The organism is Gordonia liuliyuniae, from assembly GCF_021739025.1.
Taxonomy (GTDB): Bacteria; Actinomycetota; Actinomycetes; order Mycobacteriales; family Mycobacteriaceae; genus Gordonia; species Gordonia liuliyuniae.
On the sequence record NZ_JAKKOT010000007.1, the window covers coordinates 39,122 to 51,227 of the forward strand.

The 12,106-nt window shown below is 68.3% G+C and carries 14 protein-coding genes; 3 read left to right on the plus strand and 11 right to left on the minus strand.

Features of this window, described 5'->3' with window-relative positions; translation table 11 throughout:
- Positions 1 to 199 precede the first annotated feature (199 nt).
- The 5 genes from L5G28_RS15460 to L5G28_RS15480 are packed head-to-tail and all read right to left on the minus strand — an operon-like array spanning position 200 to position 4,062.
- Entirely contained in the window at positions 200 to 463 is a 264-nt protein-coding gene (locus tag L5G28_RS15460; protein ID WP_237002306.1) for a hypothetical protein, read from the minus strand.
- Between the two features lie 29 nt (positions 464 to 492).
- Positions 493 to 1,848, minus strand: a complete 1,356-nt coding sequence (locus L5G28_RS15465) for a dipeptidase (protein WP_237002307.1) — start codon at positions 1,846 to 1,848, stop codon at positions 493 to 495.
- A 5-nt stretch (positions 1,849 to 1,853) separates the two neighbouring features.
- Positions 1,854 to 2,612, minus strand: a complete 759-nt coding sequence (locus L5G28_RS15470; protein ID WP_237002308.1) for a pirin family protein — start codon at positions 2,610 to 2,612, stop codon at positions 1,854 to 1,856.
- Positions 2,612 to 3,085 (minus strand): MarR family winged helix-turn-helix transcriptional regulator, encoded by a 474-nt coding sequence (locus tag L5G28_RS15475; RefSeq protein WP_237002309.1) that lies wholly within the window; start codon positions 3,083 to 3,085, stop codon positions 2,612 to 2,614. Before L5G28_RS15475 ends, L5G28_RS15470 begins: the two co-directional genes overlap by 1 nt.
- Positions 3,082 to 4,062 (minus strand): pirin family protein, encoded by a 981-nt coding sequence (locus L5G28_RS15480; RefSeq protein ID WP_237002310.1) that lies wholly within the window; start codon positions 4,060 to 4,062, stop codon positions 3,082 to 3,084. The genes L5G28_RS15475 and L5G28_RS15480 overlap by 4 nt, the downstream gene beginning before the upstream one ends.
- Positions 4,063 to 4,273: 211 nt before the next feature.
- Between L5G28_RS15480 and aqpZ the strand changes: the two genes are divergently transcribed.
- The 3 genes from aqpZ to L5G28_RS15495 are packed head-to-tail and all read left to right on the plus strand — an operon-like array spanning position 4,274 to position 6,325.
- Complete coding sequence (gene aqpZ / locus L5G28_RS15485; RefSeq protein WP_237002311.1) at positions 4,274 to 5,062, plus strand: aquaporin Z; 789 nt, start codon at positions 4,274 to 4,276, stop codon at positions 5,060 to 5,062.
- A 9-nt stretch (positions 5,063 to 5,071) separates the two neighbouring features.
- Positions 5,072 to 5,461: a hypothetical protein gene (locus tag L5G28_RS15490; protein ID WP_236999667.1), complete on the plus strand. Its 390-nt coding sequence runs from the start codon at positions 5,072 to 5,074 to the stop codon at positions 5,459 to 5,461.
- 33 nt (positions 5,462 to 5,494) lie between these two features.
- On the plus strand, positions 5,495 to 6,325 hold the full coding sequence (locus tag L5G28_RS15495; RefSeq protein WP_237002312.1) for an alpha/beta hydrolase: 831 nt from the start codon (positions 5,495 to 5,497) through the stop codon (positions 6,323 to 6,325).
- A 4-nt stretch (positions 6,326 to 6,329) separates the two neighbouring features.
- On the opposite strand, the gene L5G28_RS15500 is transcribed toward L5G28_RS15495, so the two are convergent.
- The 6 genes from L5G28_RS15500 to L5G28_RS15525 are packed head-to-tail and all read right to left on the minus strand — an operon-like array spanning position 6,330 to position 12,105.
- Positions 6,330 to 8,120, minus strand: a complete 1,791-nt coding sequence (locus tag L5G28_RS15500; RefSeq protein WP_237002313.1) for an acyl-CoA dehydrogenase — start codon at positions 8,118 to 8,120, stop codon at positions 6,330 to 6,332.
- Positions 8,121 to 8,150: 30 nt separating this feature from the next.
- A complete protein-coding gene (locus tag L5G28_RS15505; protein ID WP_237002314.1) occupies positions 8,151 to 9,044 on the minus strand; it encodes an SDR family NAD(P)-dependent oxidoreductase in 894 nt (297 codons plus the stop codon).
- A gap of 3 nt (positions 9,045 to 9,047) precedes the next feature.
- Positions 9,048 to 9,209 (minus strand): hypothetical protein, encoded by a 162-nt coding sequence (locus tag L5G28_RS15510; protein WP_236999671.1) that lies wholly within the window; start codon positions 9,207 to 9,209, stop codon positions 9,048 to 9,050.
- 46 nt (positions 9,210 to 9,255) lie between these two features.
- Positions 9,256 to 9,942: a hypothetical protein gene (locus L5G28_RS15515; protein WP_237002315.1), complete on the minus strand. Its 687-nt coding sequence runs from the start codon at positions 9,940 to 9,942 to the stop codon at positions 9,256 to 9,258.
- Between the two features lie 19 nt (positions 9,943 to 9,961).
- A complete protein-coding gene (locus tag L5G28_RS15520; RefSeq protein WP_237002316.1) occupies positions 9,962 to 11,428 on the minus strand; it encodes a serine/threonine-protein kinase in 1,467 nt (488 codons plus the stop codon).
- A gap of 50 nt (positions 11,429 to 11,478) precedes the next feature.
- Positions 11,479 to 12,105 (minus strand): TetR family transcriptional regulator, encoded by a 627-nt coding sequence (locus tag L5G28_RS15525; protein ID WP_237002317.1) that lies wholly within the window; start codon positions 12,103 to 12,105, stop codon positions 11,479 to 11,481.
- Position 12,106: the final 1 nt, after the last annotated feature.

A 12,106-nucleotide genomic window follows, 5' to 3' on the forward strand; every position in this document is an offset into this window, starting at 1 on the left:
TCTTGACAATTCGATAGCGCGCCGCAGTCCAGGCGAACCCGTTAAAGACTGCTCGTTCCTCGGGGGAGAGTGCGAGCCGCGGGAGGGCTACGGCGGCCATTGCCGGGGTGGTGCCCGGCACCCCACACGGGGTGGGGTGCGCGTTCACCTCGTTCGCTCAAGCCACGCCAGGGGGCGCAGGTATTCCGTTTCGGACGGATCACCCGATCCGCGCTCGACCGGGCAGCGTCGGGCGGACGCGCTCGGTCAGATCATCCGGACCGTTGGGGAAGCGGCGGCCAGCAGTACCGCTGGCGATGGGGTGGCTCGTTTCGGGTTCACTGGCCCGGTCTCGTCGTCGACAGTCGGGTTGACGTTGTGTTCGGCCGCGGTATCGGCCGTCGAGGTCGACGACCACGGTGTTCCACTCGCTGTCGGACGCGAACACCGGTTGTTTCCGGCGAGGCTTCGGCAGGCGAACCATGACCGTCCACCCGACCGCAGCGTGACGTCCTATTTCGCTCCGAACGTCGCGAGGACGATCGCCTCGGTGAGAGCGGTGCGGCGGATCTCCTCCGGGTCGACGCTCTCGTCCGGTGCGTGGATGTGGCAGAGCGGCTCTTCGACGCCCAACAGCGCGATCTCGGCTGCGGGATGGGCTTCGGCGAGCACCGTGCACAGCGGGATGGAACCGCCCTGCCCGGCATAGAACACCCCGTCGGATCCGTACGCGGCCTCCATCGCATCGGTGAGCACGGTGTAGCCGGGACCGTCGGTCGCCGCCCGGAACGGGCGGCCGAACGCGTCCGGCTCGAACTCGACCCGCACACCCCACGGAATGTGTGTGCGCAGGTGCGCGACCAGCGCGTCGTACGTCGGCTGCGGTTCCATGCCCGGCGGGATGCGCAGGTTCAGCATCGCCGACGCCTGCGGGATGATCGCGGCCGCGCAGTCGGCTGTGCTCGGTGCATCCATGCCGATCACGGTGACGGCCGGCCGAGCCCACGCCATGTCGGCGGGGCTTCCGCTGCCGAGGATCTCGGTGCCGGCGAGCGCTCCGACGTCGGCCCGGAACTGTTCGTCGGAGTAGACGACGCCGCCCCACTCCTGCGTGTTGTCGACTCCGTCGATGACGGTGTCGCCGCGGGAGTTCCGCAGCGACGCGAGGCCTGCGACGAGCGCGGCCATCGCGTCGGGTGTCGGTCCGCCCGCCGCGCCGGAATGGACTGCTGTCTCGAGCGCCGACACGGTGACCTTCACGTTAACCACACCGCGCAGGCTCGTCGTCAACGTCGGCAGACCGGCCGCGACGTTTCCGGCGTCGCCGATCAGGATGAGGTCGGCGGCGAACAGTTCCGGTCGCGTGTGCACCAGGTCGTCCAGACCTTCGCCGCCTGCTTCCTCGGACCCTTCGATGATGATCCGTACGTTGCACGAGAGGTCGTCGGCGACGGCGCGCAACGCCGTCAGATGCGAGACGACGTTGCCCTTGCAGTCGGCGCTGCCGCGGCCGTACCAGCGTCCGTCACGTTCGGTCAGCTCGAACGGCGACGACGACCACAGCGCGTCGTCGCCCGCGGGCTGCACGTCGTGGTGGCTGTAGAGGGCGATGGTCGGGCTGCCCTCGGGTCCGGCACGATAGCCGACGACGGCGGGTGAGCCGTCGCTGGTAACGATCACTTCGACGTCGAATCCGAGTTCGGCGAAGGCGTCCCGGACCCATGCGGCGCTCGCCGCCGACGCGTCGGCCTTTGACGAGTCGAGGTGGACGGAGGGGAACGAGACGAGGGCGGCGAGGTCGTCGCGGGCGCGTCCCATGAGTTCGGAGACGGCGGACGAGAGGTTTTCGGTGGACGGAACCGTGGTCATGCTCTTCAGGATCCCACGAGATCGAAGCTCGCGTGCATCTCCCAGTACAGGATCTCGGGCCGTGTGCCGTCGTCGGCGGCCGTCACCTGCACGTCGCCGGAATCGGTGAGCCGCACCGCATCTCCTTCGCGGAGAGCATGGTGCTCACCGTCGACGTCGACCGTGGCCGACCCCCGCGCGACGTACAGGTGCCCGAACGGCGCTGCTGGCAGGGCGATCGTGGTGCCCGCCAGTGGTCGCGCGATGTGCAGTGCGGCGAACCTGTTCGCGATCGGCGCGGCGCCTGATCCCTCGTGTTCGGGACGGCCCGACGCGACGACGACCGGCTGCCCGGCGTCGAGGGCGTCGTCGAACCGGTGCTCGGATTGGCGCGGCGGCAGCCCGTCGGTGTGCGGTGCCACCCACATCTGAACCACGCGCAGCGGTCGGCGTTCGGCCCGGGTCGACGCGTTGGCCTCCCCGTGGGTGATCCCGGTGCCCGCCGACATCGCGCCGAGCGTGCCGGCCTGGAGCGTGGTGATGTTGCCGACCGAGTCCCGGTGTGTCACCGCGCCGTCGAGGACCCAGGTGAGGATCTCCATGTTCTCGTGGTGGTGGGCGTCGAGTCCTTCGCCAGGATCGACGACATCGTCGTTGTGGACCACCAGCACACCGTGAGCGTTGCCGAACAGGTCGTAGTTGCCCGTGGCCGGGAACGACTGCCGGGAGGTGAGCCACTCGTTGGCCCAGTGGTGGCGGTCGGCGGAGGAGATAACTGTGATCATCACTGCTCCCCAGGGGAATCGAGTCGGGTGGCGTCGAGGTGAGCGGCGAGACGGGTCAGGACCGCTTCGAGTGCGGAGCCGTCGTCGGGCGTGAGCCCCGCGAAGAAGAGTTCGTCGACGTCGAGGCCATGCCGTCGGGCGGCCGCGGTGAACGCGTCGAACCCGGCGGCGGTGAGGCACGCGAACGCGCCGCGTCCGTCCTCGGGCACGGGTTCGCGGCACACCCAGCCGCGTTTGACGAGCGCACCGATCTGATAGGTGAGCCGTGACGCCGAGAACACCATGCGGTCGGCCAACGACCGCATCCGCATCCGATGCCCGGGTGCCTCGGACAGCAGGAGCAGCACGTGGTAGTCGCTGAGCGTCATGCCGTCCGAGGCGCGCAGCCGTTCGTCGACGGCGGTCTGCACGCGGACGCTGCTCTCGATGAACAGTCGCCACGCGGCGGGCCTCCGATCGGCGGCAGCGGTCACTGACTGCCGCCCGTCCGGTGCGGTCGCAGCGCGTCGGCGGGGACGACGCCCAGGCGGCCGGCCTGGAAGTCCTCCATCGCCTCGATGACCTGCTGGCGGGTGTTCATGACGAACGGCCCGTACTGTGCGACCGGCTCGCGGATGGGCTGTCCGCCGAGCAGCAGGACCTCCATCGCGGGACGGTTGGCGTCCTGGCCGGTGTCGGCGGCGACGGTGATGCGGTCGCCCGCACCGAGAACGACGAGCTGTCCGCCCTCGACGGGCCGCTTCTCGACGCCGACGGTCCCGCGCCCGGACAGAACGTAGACGAGGGCGTTGAAGTCCGGGCGCCACGGCACAGACAGTTGTGCGCCGGGCGAGATGCTCGCGTGGGCGAAGACGATCGGCGTGTGCGTCGAGCCGGGCCCGGTGTGCCCGTCGAGGTCGCCTGCGACGACCCGCACGAGGGCTCCGCCGTCGTCGGAGGCCAGAAGGAGGACCTGCTCGCCTTCGAGGTTCTGGTAGCGCGGGGTGAGGAACTTGTCGGTCGAGGGCAGATTGACCCACAGCTGGACACCGTGGAAGGTGCCGCCCGACTCGACGAGCTCGGCGGGCGGGGTCTCGATGTGCAGGATGCCCGCTCCGGCGGTCATCCACTGGGTCGCCCCATTCTCGATGAGTCCGCCGCCACCGGTGGAGTCCTGGTGTTGGAAGCGGCCGTCGATCATGTAGGTCACGGTCTCGAAGCCGCGGTGCGGGTGCCAGTCGGTGCCGCGCGGCTCGCCGGGCTGGTACTCGACCTCGCCCATCTGGTCCATGTGGATGAACGGGTCGAGGTCGCGGGCGTGGACGCCTGCGAAGGCTCGCACGACGGGGAATCCTTCGCCTTCGTAGGCGCGTGGACCGGTCGTCACGGTCCGCACGGTGCGTTCGGTCGCGTCGAGCGGCGCAGCGGAGATGCGCGGCAGAGTCAGGGTGTCGGCGGTGACGGCGGGCATGGCTCACTCCAGTTCGTTAAAATTTGAACGATCTAAATGGGATAACAGCGGCGATGCCGAGTTCATTCCGAACCGTGACGCGCCGATCTGCTCGTCCTGCTCATAGCGCGTGAAAATCTTGGTGATACTCAACTACAGGGCGAAGTGGCCTGTCGGGGAACGCCGGTGCCGAACTGGTATCGGTCGCATCATCAGATCGGGAGGTATTTGCATGAGTGACGTGGTATCAACGCCGACCAAGTGGTTGGCAGAACTGTTCGGAACATTCTGGCTCGTCTTCGGCGGCTGCGGCAGCGCGGTCTTCGCCGCCAAGGTGATCGCCGAGGACGAGGGCACCCGGTCCAGCTTTCAAGTCGGCATCGGCTTCCTCGGTGTCGCACTCGCATTCGGTCTGACCGTCGTCACGATGGCGTACGCGGTCGGCCATATCTCGGGCGGCCACTTCAACCCGGCCGTGACGCTCGGCGCGGCGGTCGGCGGACGACTTCCCTGGAAGGACGTGCCCGGCTACTGGGTGTCCCAAGTCGTCGGCGGTCTGATCGCCGGCGCGGCGATCTACGCGATCGCCTCCGGCAAAGACGGATTCGACGCGACCGGCAACATGGCGGCCAACGGTTATGGCGACCATTCGCCGAGCGGTTACGGCCTCGGAGCCGTGCTCCTCGCCGAGATCATCCTGACCGCGTTCTTCCTGCTCGTCATCCTCGGTTCCACGGAGTCGCGCGCACCGAAGGGCTTCGGCCCGTTGGCCATCGGTCTGTCGCTGACATTGATCCACCTCATCTCCATCCCGATCTCCAACACGTCGGTCAACCCGGCGCGCTCGACAGCGGTCGCGTTCTTCAACGGCAACGGGGCTCCCGGTCAGCTATGGGCGTTCTGGGTGGCTCCTCTCGTCGGCGGTCTGATCGGCGGCCTCCTGTATCCGCTCCTGTTCGAGAACGGGAAGTTCAAGTTCGGCTCATCCGGAGCGGCGGTGGACGACGGCGCGGCGTCGTAGTCTTCAGAGATGGCCATGAACCCACCGGACCGGGGCGACGACCGTCAGCGGATCCGTAAGCTCGCGCAGGCTGCGATGAACGCCGACCAGACCGTCGGACAGGTCGAATCGCTGCTCGCCGACATGGGGCCGCTCCTGGTGGGGCTGACCAAGACCGCAACGGCGCTGGACGGGACGCTCGCCAACATGGACGCGACCATCGCAACGATGGACGCGACCCTGAGCAAAGTGGACACGACGGTCGACCAGATGGCGACCGTCGTCGGCCGGCTGGAAGCGGTCACCAGCCGCGTCGAGCAGGTCGTGCTCGTCGTGGAGGCCGCGATCCGCCCCTTCGGCGTCGTCGAATCCGCCGGTCGCGCGATCGTCGGCCGACTGGGGCTTCTCGGTCGCGAGTGATCGGGATCGGCGGGGTGGCACTAGTCTCGCTGCATGAGCATCGAGACCTCGTCCGTCGTCGGCCGCCACGGCAACACCATCGTCTACGACGTCCACCGGCCCGACTCCGAGCCGGTGGGCGTCGTCGTCCTCGCGCACGGACTCGGTGAGCACGCCGGCCGCTACCACCACGTCGCACGCAAGTTCACCGATCTCGGCTACGTGGTGGTGGCGCCCGATCACGCGGGGCACGGCCGGTCTGACGGGAAACGGCTCGGCGTCACCGACTTCAGCGATTTCACCGCCGACCTGCACACCGTGATCTCCGCGATCGACGTCGACGGACCGCGCTTCCTGCTGGGACACAGCATGGGTGGCGCGATCGCGCTCTCGTATGCGCTCGATCATCAGGCCGAGTTGGCCGGACTCATCCTGTCCGGGGCCGCACTGGTCCCCGGCGCAGACCTTTCGGCGATCATGGTGAAGGCGGCTCCGGTGATCGGCCGGATCGCGCCGTGGCTACTCGCCACCGCGCTGCCCGCATCCGGCGTGAGTCGGGACCCGGAGGTCGTCGCCGCCTACGAGGCCGACCCGCTCGTCTGGCATGGCGGCATCCGCGCCGGACTCGGGGGAGCCCTCATCGCCGAGATGAAGACGTACCCGGATCGCCTCGGGTCTCTGACGATCCCGACGCTCATCCTGCACGGCGGCGCCGACGTCCTCACCAACCCCGACGGCAGTCGTATGGCGGCCCGCCTGGCGGGCGGCGACGACGTGACGTTGGCGATCTACCCGGAGCTGTACCACGAGATCTTCAACGAACCCGAGCGCGACCAGGTGCTCACCGACGTGACCGACTGGGTCGTCGACCACACCGGCGCGTGAACGCCTACAGCCAGTTCGGGTCGGTGTCCATCGTGGTGCGGTCCAGCGATTCGAGCAGGTCGAACTGCACGGCCGTCTTCGGCAGCTCGTACGAGTAGAAGTAGCGGGCGGCTGCACGCTTGCCCTGGTAGAAGTCGGCTTCCGGCGACGCGGCGGCATCGGCGGCGAGCACCTGCTCGAGCCACATCCAGGCGACGACGATGTGGCCCGCCGCTTCCAGGTAGGCCGTCGCATTGGCGAGCGCGAGCTTCGGATCGCCCGGCGCCCACACCGCGGCGGTCACCTGGCCGAGTCTGCCGACGGCCTCAGCCAACGCTTCCGCGTGCTCGGCGGCCTCGTCGCCTGCTTCCCGGCCCTTCGTGATGGTCTCGCCGATCGCTTCGACGAGGACGCCGAGGCCTTCGCCGTCGTGCATGATCACCTTGCGGCCCAACAGGTCCAGGCCGTGGATGCCGTGCGCGCCCTCGTGGATCGGATTGAGGCGGTTGTCACGGTAGTTCTGTTCGACGTCGAACTCCGTGGTGTAGCCGTAGCCGCCGTGCACCTGGATGGCGAGACTGTTCGCCTCCAGGCACCACTGGCTCGGCCAGCTCTTCGCGATCGGTGTCAGCACTTCGAGGAGCAGGTGCGTGCGGTCGCGAGCCTCCGGGGGACCGGTGGTCTCCTCGTCGAGCAGCGACGAACAGTACAGCAAGAGCGCGAGCGCGCCCTCCACGTACGACTTCTGCGCCAGCAGCATCCGGGTGACGTCCGGGTGCTCGATGATCGGGATCGGCGCCGACTCGGGGTTCTTGTCGTCGACCGGACGGCCCTGCGTGCGGACCTTCGCGTACTCCAACGAGGTCCGGTAGCCGGCGTGGCCGAGCGCGGTCGCGAGGAATCCCACCCCGATGCGGGCCTCGTTCATCATGTTGAACATGTACTTCAGGCCGTGATGCTCTTCGCCGACGAGATATCCGACAGCGCCCGCGGGCGCTCCCTCGGCGGCATACGTTCCGTCGCCGAAGTTCAGCAGCGTATTGGTGGTGCCGCGGTTTCCCATCTTGTGGTTCAGGCCGACGAGCGCCACGTCGTTGCGGGTTCCGTCCGGCAGGACCTTGGGGACGACGAACAGTGAGATGCCCTTGACGCCGGGGCCGCCGCCGGGTGCTTTCGCGAGGACGAGGTGGACGATGTTCTCGGTCAGTTCGTGATCGCCGCCGGAGATCCACATCTTGGTGCCGGTCACCCGGTAGGTGCCGTCGTCGGCGGGCACGGCCTTCGTGGTGATGTCGGCCAGCGACGATCCGGCCTGCGGCTCGGACAGACACATGGTTCCGAAGTACCGGCCTTCGAGCATGGGGCGCACCCAGGTGTCGATCTGTTCCGGCGTCCCGTACGTCGTCAACAGGTTGGCGTTGCCCACGGTCAGGAACGCGTACGACGTGGTCGGCGCGTTCTCGGCTTGGAAGAACGCCATCGACGCGCGGGCGACGGTGTTCGGCAACTGCATGCCGCCGAGGCCCTCGTCGAACGTGCCCGCCAGGAGACCAGCCTCTCCGAATGCCGACAGGGCCCGCCCGATCTCGGGCAGGAGCACCACCTCGCCGTCGTCACCGATGTACGGTTCGGTCTGGTCGGCCGACTTGTAGTGGGGTGCGAAGAGTCTGGTCGCCATGTCTTCGGACAGGTCGAGGACGGCGTCGAACGTGTCCCGTGAATGCTCGGCGAAACGTGGTCGCGAAGTCAGCGAGGTGACGTCGAGCCACTCGTGCAGCATGAAGTCGATGTCGCGGCGATTGAGATGCTCGGTCATGGGGCGATCATACGAGGAACGGTCGGTCGGTCAGATGCCGAGGCGTCCGATGATGCGGCCGACCGAGCGAGGGGACACGTCGCCGACGGCGCGCAGGATTGAGGCGTAGCGCGGATACAGCTGCGCGGGCCGCTCCTGCACGGCGCGGAGAATCCACTCGCCTGCCTCCTCGGGCGTCAACGCCGGGGCATCGTCGTACGATTCGGTCGGCGCGATCATCGGGGTCCGCACCAGCGGGAACCCGACCTGGGTGACGCAGACGCCGGTGTTCGCGCACTCGGAGTCGAGGGAGCGGCCGAACGCCGCGAGCGCCGACTTCGACGCGTGGTACGCGCCGAACTTCGGCATCGAACCGGCGTGGACGCCCCAGGTGACGACGTTGACGATCTGTCCGCGTCCGGCGTCGAGCATCGAGGGCAACAGTCCGAGGGTGAGGGCGACGGAGCCGAAGTAGTTGACGGCCATCGTCCTCTCGTAATCGTGGAATCGGTCGACGGTGTCGAGCGCGGTCCGGCGGATGGACCGGCCGACGTTGTTGACGAGGACATCAGGCGCCCCGAACGTCTCGAGGATGTCGGTGGCGAGACGTCGAGCGTCGTCGGGGTCGGCGAGGTTCGCGGTGAGAAGGTGTGCTGTTCCGCCCGCGGCGGTGATGTCGTCGCGGGTCCTCTGCAGGCCATCGATCCCGCGTGCGACGAGGACGAGTTCGGCGCCGTACGAAGCGAGGAGCCGGGCGGCCGCGTCACCGATGCCCGACGATGCGCCGGTGACGACGATCGTTCGACCGGTCAGATCGTCGTCCTCGGTGCCTCCACTGAGCAAGTGACGGCTCACGTGACGGAGGTCGGTGAGTCCACGTGACGGATTCAACACGAAGTCACCGGTCGCGGAGACGACAGACTGGATCGACTGCAGCCCGAACACGGTCTACTTGTGATCCTTGATCACATCGCGAACCTCGTCCGCGCTGACATTCTTGGCGACCAACTTGCCGTTCTTCACCTTGCGAACGCTGTACTTGCCCGTCTTCTTGCCTGTGGCGACGTGAAGGCCTGCCTTCTTCGCCTTCTTGTTGAGTTCTTCCAGCACGCCTGGATCGTAGCCTGTGAAAATGAACAGGCGCGTCGGGTCGGCACTAACCGTGTTCGATGGCGGCCCGCACACGACGCTCGAGCGCGGCTGTCCCCTCGACGGGCAGCGCGATCAGGCCGTCGAGCGCGGATCTCGCTCGTCCGTACGCTTGTCGCCGTTCCTCGCCGGACGCCGCGTCGTTCATGGCGAGGGCGAGCAGGCGTTGGGCCTTGGCGAGGCGCTCCTGTTCGAGGGGACTGAAGTCGCCGCGCCGGCGACGTCTCGCCTCCTGCTCGGCGACCGTGAGCGACGTCGCGTACGCGTGGACGGCGTCCCGGTAGGCACGGACGGCAGTGGCGTCGGTGGAGTCGGCGGCTGGACGCAGGAGGTCGGCGCGGCTGCGATCACGGTGGAATGTCTCGGTGAGTGGTTCGCGCAGATCGACGAGCATCGGATAGTCGAGGAGCGTGGCCAGGTCGGTCTCGTAGGCGAACCAGGTGTCGTCGGCGCGCTGGTGTTCGGCGACGGCCGCCGCGAGTTCCGATCGCACGGACTCTACGTCCAGGGCTGCCCGGCTCTGCGCCTGCGCACGCGCCACCGACGCCTCCTGCTTGATCCGGTACCGCTCCAGGCGTCGCTGCGCGCGTCGCTCGTTCCACGCGCTGATCCCGCGCATCACGCCGCCCACAGACCCGCCGAACACGAAGATGAGCCACCAGTAGTTGCCGATCGCATCCCACACGCCGCTCATGGTTCGAGCGTAATCCCCGTCAGCAGATCTCGACGCCCACGGCGGTGACGTCGTCGAGGCGACGCGCGTTCGAGCCGCTGTACTGTGCGGCCGTCGCGCAGGTGTCGGCGAGCGACGAGCCTTCGAAGTAGACCGCGTATATCGGGTTGCCGTCGCTGCTCTGGCGCAGTGACGAGCACGACTGGTCTGTGCGCAGGTACTTCGAGCCGGGATATCGGGCTAGCGTGTCGCCGACCTCGCGGGCGTACGCGCCAGGGGCGGTCGCCGAGTAGACGATGGTGACCGTACGTCCGTCGCACGGCGGGGTGCTGATGGGCGTGGACAGGCCGAGGTCGCCGACGGCGCGCGAGGTCTCAGCCGTCTCCCGCGTGGTCTCGCGAGCCTGCGTCTCGGGCGTCTGCTGGGCTTCGGTGACGGTCGTCGTCACCTGCGAGTTCTCGGCGGGCTGCGTCGAAACGTCGGCGACCGTGTCCGGCGAGTCGTCTCCGCTGCTGTCGATGGCGAACCAGACGACTCCCGCGACCAATACCACGACGAGTACGACGATGGCCGCCACGAGTGCGACGTGGCCGCCGTCGGTGCGCCCGGGTGGCGGGGGTGGGGGAGCCTGGGGTGGATGAGCCTGAGGTGGGGCAGTAGGAGGTGGGGAGAAATCGCGCACGGGTGCGGCCAGAGTCGGGGTGTAGCGGCCGGCGAGCGCGTCTCGGGCGGCAGCGGCGAACGCACCGCACGTCTGCACTCGCTGCGCCGGGTTCTTCGCGGTGCCGGCCGCTATCACCGGATCGAGGACGGTGCCGGTCGGCGCGACCGGCCTGGTCAGGTGGCCGCTGATGATCTGTTCGATGCTCGTCGCCGCGTAGGGCGGGCTCCCGGTGACGGCTTCGAAGAGGACGCACGCCAGCGAGTAGACGTCGGCGGCCGGTGTGAGGCTCACCGAGTCGGCGAACCGTTCGGGCGCCATATAGGCGAACGAGCCGATCGCCGCGCCCGTCTGCGTCAACCGGGTGGCGCCTGCGGCCTGCGCGATCCCGAAGTCCACGAGGTACGCGAAGCCGTTGTCGTCGACCAGGATGTTCTCGGGCTTCACATCCCGGTGCAGCAGTCCGGACGCGTGGGCGGCGTCGAGCGCGCCCGCGATCTGGCCGACGATGTCGACCGCGCGGTCGGTCGGCACCGGGCCGTCGCGGAGAATCGAGCGCAGATCCCGACCGTGCACGATCCGCATGTCGAGGTAGAGGCGACCGTCGATCTCACCGAAGTCGTGGATCGGGATGACGTGGGGGTCGTTCAGGCGCGCGACGGTTCGCGACTCACGCAGGAACCGAGCCCGGTACTCGGCGTCGTCGGCGAGGTGGGCGGGTAGGAGTTTGAGCGCGACTGTTCGGTCCTTGACCGTGTCGACCGCCTCGTACACCTCGCCCATCCCGCCGCGCCCGAGCAGTCGGACGAGGCGGTACGGGCCGAGTGACATGTCGGGGGACGTCATGCGGGGAGTATATGGTGCGTCCGCACCGTTCCCGTGTCGCGGACGCCCGCTTAGACGGGCAGCCCCGCTTCGAGCAGGTCGAGAGCCTCGAGGCATTCCTCGAGTGTCGGAATCTCCCCGTCGCCGGTATGGCCGACCACGTGGAAGAGCACCCCGGCCGACGCCGCGATGAACACGCGCAGCCCGAGGCTGTCGGCAGGCACTCCGAGATAGTCGGCGATGTACTCGCGCATCTGGATGAGGGCCTGGTCGGCCTTGGCCTGTTGTGCGGTGATCAGTGCGGGCTCGGTCTGGATCAGCCGGAACCTGTCCGAGTTCGACGCCCACTCGTCATCGCTCCCGGCCCGGTACAGCTCGGTGATGAGCCTGCGGACCAGGTCGAACCGACCCAGCCCCGGCACGATGGACCTCATCAACTCTTCTCGCACGTCGTCGAGGTCGTCGGACAGGACCACCTGCTCCTTGCTCTGGAAGTAGCGGAAGAAGGTGGTGTGGCTGACGTCGGCGGCATCGGCGATCTGCGCGACCGTGGTCGAGGCATAGCCCTGCTTCTCGAACAGCGACATCGCGGCCGTGCGGATGGCGTTGCGGGTGCGGGCCTTGTTGCGTTCCCGCAGACCCGGCCGCGGCCCCGAGGCGTTCCCCGGGGCCGCGGCCTGCAATGGCGTCTCAGACATC

What these genes read in the sequence shown, in the direction of transcription:
- L5G28_RS15460 (WP_237002306.1), bottom strand. Translation starts at nt 463, where the DNA reads ATGGTTCGCCTGCCGAAGCCTCGCCGGAAACAACCGGTGTTCGCGTCC.
- L5G28_RS15515 (WP_237002315.1), bottom strand. Translation starts at nt 9,942, where the DNA reads ATGAGCGGCGTGTGGGATGCGATCGGCAACTACTGGTGGCTCATCTTC.
- L5G28_RS15470 (WP_237002308.1), bottom strand. Translation starts at nt 2,612, where the DNA reads ATGATCACAGTTATCTCCTCCGCCGACCGCCACCACTGGGCCAACGAG.
- L5G28_RS15525 (WP_237002317.1), bottom strand. Translation starts at nt 12,105, where the DNA reads ATGTCTGAGACGCCATTGCAGGCCGCGGCCCCGGGGAACGCCTCGGGG.
- aqpZ (WP_237002311.1), top strand. Translation starts at nt 4,274, where the DNA reads ATGAGTGACGTGGTATCAACGCCGACCAAGTGGTTGGCAGAACTGTTC.
- L5G28_RS15520 (WP_237002316.1), bottom strand. Translation starts at nt 11,428, where the DNA reads ATGACGTCCCCCGACATGTCACTCGGCCCGTACCGCCTCGTCCGACTG.
- L5G28_RS15480 (WP_237002310.1), bottom strand. Translation starts at nt 4,062, where the DNA reads ATGCCCGCCGTCACCGCCGACACCCTGACTCTGCCGCGCATCTCCGCT.
- L5G28_RS15465 (WP_237002307.1), bottom strand. Translation starts at nt 1,848, where the DNA reads ATGACCACGGTTCCGTCCACCGAAAACCTCTCGTCCGCCGTCTCCGAA.
- L5G28_RS15495 (WP_237002312.1), top strand. Translation starts at nt 5,495, where the DNA reads ATGAGCATCGAGACCTCGTCCGTCGTCGGCCGCCACGGCAACACCATC.
- L5G28_RS15490 (WP_236999667.1), top strand. Translation starts at nt 5,072, where the DNA reads ATGGCCATGAACCCACCGGACCGGGGCGACGACCGTCAGCGGATCCGT.
- L5G28_RS15500 (WP_237002313.1), bottom strand. Translation starts at nt 8,120, where the DNA reads ATGACCGAGCATCTCAATCGCCGCGACATCGACTTCATGCTGCACGAG.